Origin of the sequence: Terriglobus sp. YAF25, assembly GCF_052113305.1 — a bacterium.
Classification (GTDB): Bacteria; Acidobacteriota; Terriglobia; order Terriglobales; family Acidobacteriaceae; genus Terriglobus.
Genome location: NZ_JBFRCY010000374.1, coordinates 1 through 6,710, shown reverse-complemented (window position 1 = coordinate 6,710; position 6,710 = coordinate 1). Strand labels below are relative to the sequence as shown.

The window sequence follows — 6,710 nt, the reverse complement described above, 5'->3', positions numbered from 1 at the left end:
CATTATGGAAAACGCCCATAGATAACGAATCCCTACACTACACCTACAGGAGAAATGCTCTAATGCGCCGCCTTCTGCGCCGCGATCCAGCGGTCGGTTCGGGCATCCAGAACATCCAGGGGAAGCGCCCCTCCGTCCAGCATCTCGTCATGGAAGGTCCGGATGTCGAACTTCGGCCCCAGTTCCTTCTTTGCCCGCTCCCGTAATTCCACAAACTTCAACTGTCCCAGCTTGTAGGAGAGCGCCTGGGCCGGCCATGCGATATACCGGTCTGTCTCCGACTGAATCGTAGGCTCGTCCACGGCATGTGAATTTCTCATAAATTCGACCACCTGGTCGCGCGACCAGCCAAGATCGTGAATTCCCGTATCGACGACCAGGCGCACCGCACGGAAGAGCTCTGAAGAGAGCCGGCCGTAGTCCGAGACCGGATCCTGGTAGAAACCAACCTCTTTGCCCAGTTGCTCGGCATAGAGCGCCCAGCCCTCAACATATGCGGAGTTGCCTCCATGCAGCCGGAAACCGGGCAGGCCGGTAAGCTGCTGCTGGATCGAGAGCTGCATGTGATGCCCAGGGATCCCCTCGTGGTACGCGACCGCCTCGTCCTTGATGGTGTCGCGGTGCTGGAAATCGGAGACCGCAACCGACACGCGGCCCGGCCGCTTTCCGTCGAGGGTACCGGTCTGGTAATGGGTCGCCATGGCCGCCTGGAAAGCAGGGATAGCCTCGACGGTAACCGGCGACTTGGGCAGCAGAGTGAAGAGCTGCGGAAGCTTGGGCTCCATCTGCGCAATCGCCTTGCGGAAGTTGTCGAGGATCTGCTCTTCCGAGGTGGGAATGTACTTCGGATTCCCCACGAGGGATGCCCGGAAGCTGACCAGGTCCGGATATCCGGCACGTTTGGCCACCGCAGTCATCTCAACCTCAATCCGCTTGATCTCATCCAGGATGACTCCCTCGCACTGTCCCGGAACCTTTTCCAGAAGAAACCGCACCGGCATCAGGTGATCGTTCTCACCGGCCTTCATCGCTTCGATTGTCTGCTGGAAGACGCGCGGGACCTGGTGCAGCCGCGCGATGTAGTCCTCATATTGCTTCACCGAATCCAGAGGAACGGCATTCGGCAGATCCGCCAGACTGGAGTGCGGCCCGCCCATCTGGTCGACGGGCATCTCATAGTCTTTCAGCTCGTAGTTCTCGAGAGCCAGCTTCAGGCTGCGGACAGCGAGCTGATGCGAGAGCAGATCCTGCTCCGGAAATCCCGTGGTCGAAATCGCATCCAGCTTTGCCAGATACGCCTTGCGGTGCTGGTTCTGGCGGGCAATCGTCGCCAGAGAGACGTCGTCGAGCTGGTCGTTATAGCGATAGTCGCCGTAAGCCGTCGCACGCTGAGGAGACTGCCGCAGGCTCTCCTGGAACTCGTCTTCGAAGAGCTTGTTTTGAGCGGCGACTCGCTCAGCGACGGGTGCAACCTGGGCGAAGGCGGCCGCAGACACAGCAATGCCGCTGGAGAGAACTACCGCATGGAGAAGACGCATGCAGCGACAATACCAGAGATCGTCCGGGACTCCTCGTCCCTTCCCGCCTACTCTTCTTCGTCGTCGAGGACTTCTTCTTCGATCTGCATGTCATGGAACTCTTCGGAGTCAAAAACTTCTCCGCACTGGAGACATTCAACGAACTCCGCATCTTCATCGCGGGAGACGACGCGGACCTGAGGGTGCTTGCAGTCAAGGTTCATGGGACGAATCGATCCGGAAGACGGCATATACCGCAGGTCCCGGATGACTCGGATTTTTACCCGCAATGGCCATTATGTCAACGCCATTCACCAACTTTGATAATAATTATCGTCTAATAGGTGTTGCTTTCACCCTGAGGGTGGACTAGACTTGTCCTATATCGTGAGACCTCCGGGTCTGTACGATTCCCAGGCGAAACGGCATGCTCAGGCTGACAAAAAAAGCGGACTACGGGCTGATGGCTCTGAAGTATCTGGCCGAGCACGTGGATAACGGTGCCCAGAGCGCCAAAGACATTGCCGAGGCCTACCATATTCCCGCTCAGTTGCTTGCGAAAATTCTGCAGACGCTCGCCAAGGGCGGCCTGCTGGTCTCAACCGCAGGCACGCGCGGCGGTTATGCGCTGGCGAAGCCGGCAAACGAGATCAGCGCCTTTGAGGTTATCCGCACGATCGATGGGCCGCTGTTTATCACGGACGAGAAAGATTGTAAGGAGAAGATCAAGAGTTATGAGCACTGTTGCCGCTACCGTTGCCGCGCCGAAGGGTGTGAAGCTCCCCATTTACATGGACAACCACGCCACCACGCCGCTGGATCCGCGCGTGTTGGAGGCGATGATGCCCTACTTCACCACCGTCTTCGGAAACGCCGCCAGCCGCAACCACAGCTTCGGCTGGGAGGCGGAGCAGGCTGTAGAGAATGCCCGTGAGCAGGTCGCGAAGCTGATCGGCGCTACCGCCAAGGAGATCATCTTCACCTCGGGCGCGACTGAATCCAACAACCTCGCCATCAAGGGCATCGCCGAGATGTATCGCGAGCGCGGCAACCACATCATCACTCAGGTTACCGAGCATAAGGCCACTCTCGACACCTGTAAGAAACTCGAGAAGCAGGGCTACCGCGTCACCTACCTGCCGGTAAAGGCCGACGGCCTCATCGACATCGAAGACCTGAAGCGCGCCATTGACGACAAGACCATCCTCGTCTCGATCATGTACGCCAACAATGAGATCGGCGTCGTTCAGCCGGTTGCCGAAATCGGACAGCTCTGCCATGAGAAGGGCGTGCTCTTCCACAGTGACGGCGTGCAGGCTGTAGGCAAGATCCCAGTCAACGTCATCAAGGACAACATCGACGTTCTCTCACTCTCCGGCCACAAGATCTACGGACCTAAGGGTGTAGGCGCACTGTATGTTCGCCGCCGCAACCCACGTGTGCAGATTTCGGAACAGATCAATGGCGGCGGACACGAGCGCGGCATGCGTTCGGGCACGCTGAATGTTCCCGGCATCGTCGGCCTGGGCAAGGCCTGTGAGCTCGCCGGCCAGGAGATGGAAGAAGAGTCGAAGCGGCTCTCCTCCCTGCGCGATCACCTCCGCCAGAAGTTCGAGTCTGTGCTTGACTATATTCACGTCAACGGCAACATGGAGCACCATCTGCCCGGCAACCTGAATATGAGCTTCGTGTACGTGGAAGGCGAGAGCCTGCTGATGGGCATCAACGACATCGCTGTCTCCTCCGGTTCGGCCTGCACCTCGGCCACCCTGGAGCCCAGCTATGTGCTCAAGGCCCTCGGCCTGGGTGACGACGTTGCGCACAGCTCCATCCGCTTCGGCCTCGGCCGCTTCAACACGATCGAAGAAGTAGATTACGTTGCCGACAAACTGATCGACGTAGTGCAGAAGCTGCGCGAACTCAGCCCGCTTTACGAGATGGTGAAGGAAGGCATCGACCTCAGCAAGATCGAGTGGGCAGCACACTAAACAGAGAATTCGGACGAACCTTCGTCCCTGAAAGCTAATCTAAGACTCAAGGAACCCGTGAGGGAGGAAACGAAATATGGCATATAGCGATAAGGTCGTAGACCACTACAACAACCCCCGCAACGTCGGCACCCTGGACAAGAGCTCCGAGGATGTTGGCACGGGCCTGGTCGGCGCACCCGAGTGCGGCGAYGTGATGCGCCTGCAGATCAAGGTCAACCCCGAGACACAGGTCATCGAAGACGCCAAGTTCAAGACCTTCGGCTGTGGTTCGGCCATCGCTTCTTCCTCGCTCGCCACCGAGTGGGTGAAGGGCAAGACCATCGACGAGGCTCTCTCCATCTCGAACACCGACATCGTGAAGGAGCTCGCGCTTCCTCCGGTCAAGATCCACTGCTCGGTTCTGGCGGAAGACGCCATCCGCGCCGCGATCGGCGACTGGAAGAAGAAGAACAGCGTTGAGACCGAGGCTGCCGCTCCGGCCGCTGTCGCTCACTAGTCTCCTTCGGCATTCATAACCAAAGGCGCAGACTAAGGTCTGCGCCTTTGTGTTTTAAAAACCAAGCGATGCACTGGGTGCCCCATCCATCGCATCGCGATGGGTGGGATATTCGGGTTCCCCGGCGAACTTGGTTCGCTGGGGTGGTGTCCCTCGGGGACATGGGCCTGGCCTTCACTTTCCTGAGCACTCCTATTTACATCAACGTTAGGCATAGAAAGACGGTCGCGCGAAGCGCGATACCCCACCCTTCGCGATAAAACCGCGAAGAATGGGGCAACGAGACTGTACTGCTTTGGAATTTGTCGATGCATTAGCAAACGCGCGAATTGGTGATTCTCGACGTGATCAGACTTCACGCTATGCCGCCGTCTTCGGCCCTAGAGCATTTTCCCTGTAGGTGKAGAGTAGGGTTTCCGYATCTATGGGCGTTTTCCGCAATGAAAACGCCGCTGCACGTCGCTTTCGCTACCCAGCAACGGGAAAATGCTCTATATCCCACAGCATCTTCGCCTGCCCCGCAATCAGGTCCGGCATCTCCTCCGGAAAGAAGAGATTCGCATCCGGCACCCGCTTCACGCCGCGAGCCCCCGGCAGCGTAGTGTTCAACCAGTCGGCCCACTCCACCGGGAAGAACGAGTCTTTCAGTCCCCAGATCATGCGTGCATGTCCGCTCCATGAATGAAGCTGCTCTCGCATCGGAACCAGGACATTTTCTCCAAGCGCAACGGTGTAGGAATGAAACTGTTCCCGCCGCTGCGTTGTTGCCGCAATCGGGCTAAGGTAGTAGTCAATCGTCTCGTCCGCCAGCTTTTCCGGATAGCTGAAGGCTTGCCCCATTCCCTTCTGCGACCGCGCCAGTTCCTTGTTCTGCAGCTGCGACACAATGAAACGATCGGCCAGTATTCCCTTCTTCGCCAACTCGATGAAAGGTGCGAACTGCGGCGGTGGATTGTTCGTGTCCACATCGCAGTTGGTCATCAGCAGCGAACGTACACGATGCGGGTACAGAGCGATGAAGATCTGCGCCGTAATGCCGCCGCTGTCGTTGGCTACCAGATCCACGCTCTCAACCTTCAGATGATCGAGCAATGCCGCCAGCATCTCCGCCTGGGTTTGCGGAGTGATGGCCTGTCCTGCATTCGGCTCGGAGTAGCCGAGCCCCATCAGATCGGGCGCGATACAGCGGCGTTCGCCATGTAGCCGTTCAAGGGCACCGCGCCACTGATAGCCGTTGAGCGGATATCCATGAATGAAGAGCGCCGCTGGGCCCCGGCCGTGTTCGACATACGCAATGCGGCCAAAGCTCAGTTCGGCAAACCTGCGAGAACGGGTGTACCAGTTCACATCGAGCCGCTGATTCTCTGCCACCGCAATGATGGGTGAGCACGAACCGGCTGCGACAAAAGCGGAGGAGCGAAGAAGGTCTCTGCGAGTCATAGATCGCAGTATCGCCAGCCCAGACAAACCTTTCGCGCACATTCAGACGCTCATGAGCACATTCAGCGGACGATCCATGATGAGCCCATACTCCGGGTGCCCCATGTCCCGGGTCCCCAACGAACTTTGTTCGTTGGGGTGGTGTCCCGATTTTGGGACGTGGGTATTCGCGCTACGCGCGAACCGCTGCTTACTTGTCATCCTGAGCGATCGGGGCCCCAGCGAACTTGTTCGCTGGGGTGATTAGCGAAGGACCCGCTTCTCTCTAATCCGCCGCCGTCATCTCCGTCATCCTGCGCCGCAGCTCCATCGGCGCCGTTCCCTCGGCGCGCCGCAGATGGCGCGCCATGTGACTCTGATGCGCAAACCCCGCGGCCTGGGCGATCTCTGCCATCGTCAGGCCACCATGCCGCATCAGCCGTTTGGCGTGGTCCACACGCCGCTGGATGACATACTGATGCACCGGCGTCCCCACTGCCTCCCGAAAGACAGACTTCAGGTGTGACTGGCTCATGCCGGCCGTCCCTGCCAACTGACCAAGCGAGAGATCCTCGGCGATGTTCTCTTCGATGAAGCTAAGAAGCTGTTTCAACCTGTGCCCGCTTAGCGACTGCCTGGCGCGGGTTTCGCGCACCGTCAACGAGCTGTGCCGCGTCACCAGGCGCGATGCAACCGCCAGGGACAGTCCATCCATGTAGAGCGTTCCGGAAGGAAAGCCGTTTTCAATCTCGCGCTTGATCGCCCAGGCCAGCGTCTCCAACTCTGTGTCACGCGCCTGGTAGCGGTTGAGCAGCTCCAGTTTGTCCGGATTCAGGCCGCTGCTCTCGGCCACGGAGCGAAGAAGTTTCCCCGGCATGCTGAGCAGCAGCGCCATGTCATTTTCGTCATGCATCTGCCAGCGTGCCGGCACGTGAGCGGGAATGATATCGATGTCACCGTGAACGGCCGTTCCCGAGAACCACCTCCCTTCGCGGCGGCAGGCGACTCGGGCCGCCGGTCCCACGTGGACGGCAATCAGAGCATTCTCCAGACCCGGCATCTCCAGCGTCCCTGCAGGATCGCGCCGAAGCTGGAAGATTACGCCCTGTTTCGAAGCTCCCTGGGCCAGAATCAGCGGTTTTGGCTCTGCCTGCGGCATGGTTCCCTCCCTGCGCATGGTTCCAGGACGGCTCCGTTTGTGCTGGAACGATATACTGGAAATGATGCGGACGGGTTCCCTGTCGCATCTAAATATCTATGTCCACTGTCTCCATCACTGTCTCCATC

The 6,710-nt window shown here is 58.8% G+C and carries 6 protein-coding genes and 1 pseudogene; 3 read left to right on the top strand and 4 right to left on the bottom strand.

Annotated features, from left to right (window positions below):
- Positions 1-59: 59 nt before the first annotated feature.
- Together AB4043_RS15900 and AB4043_RS15895 are read right to left on the bottom strand one after the other, a co-directional pair.
- The gene (locus tag AB4043_RS15900; protein WP_442307487.1) at positions 60-1,538 is read right to left on the bottom strand and encodes a DUF885 domain-containing protein; all 1,479 of its coding nucleotides are present in this window, start codon (positions 1,536-1,538) and stop codon (positions 60-62) included.
- Between the two features lie 47 nt (positions 1,539-1,585).
- Entirely contained in the window at positions 1,586-1,741 is a 156-nt protein-coding gene (locus AB4043_RS15895) for a hypothetical protein (protein WP_442302224.1), read from the bottom strand.
- 203 nt (positions 1,742-1,944) lie between these two features.
- Between AB4043_RS15895 and AB4043_RS15890 the strand changes: the two are divergent.
- The 3 genes and pseudogenes from AB4043_RS15890 to iscU all read left to right on the top strand — a co-directional run.
- Positions 1,945-2,232, top strand: a pseudogene (locus tag AB4043_RS15890) (RrF2 family transcriptional regulator); the annotation flags it as partial.
- A gap of 19 nt (positions 2,233-2,251) precedes the next feature.
- A complete protein-coding gene (locus tag AB4043_RS15885; RefSeq protein WP_442307486.1) occupies positions 2,252-3,505 on the top strand; it encodes an IscS subfamily cysteine desulfurase in 1,254 nt (417 codons plus the stop codon).
- Positions 3,506-3,581: 76 nt separating this feature from the next.
- Entirely contained in the window at positions 3,582-4,004 is a 423-nt protein-coding gene (gene iscU / locus AB4043_RS15880) for a Fe-S cluster assembly scaffold IscU (RefSeq protein WP_442302221.1), read from the top strand.
- A gap of 468 nt (positions 4,005-4,472) precedes the next feature.
- On the opposite strand, the gene AB4043_RS15875 is transcribed toward iscU, so the two are convergent.
- Both AB4043_RS15875 and AB4043_RS15870 read right to left on the bottom strand, forming a co-directional pair.
- Positions 4,473-5,444 carry an alpha/beta fold hydrolase gene (locus AB4043_RS15875; protein ID WP_442302220.1) on the bottom strand — a complete coding sequence of 324 codons (972 nt, stop codon included), beginning with the start codon at positions 5,442-5,444 and terminating at the stop codon, positions 4,473-4,475.
- 265 nt (positions 5,445-5,709) lie between these two features.
- Positions 5,710-6,582 (bottom strand): helix-turn-helix domain-containing protein, encoded by an 873-nt coding sequence (locus tag AB4043_RS15870; protein WP_442302219.1) that lies wholly within the window; start codon positions 6,580-6,582, stop codon positions 5,710-5,712.
- Positions 6,583-6,710: the final 128 nt, after the last annotated feature.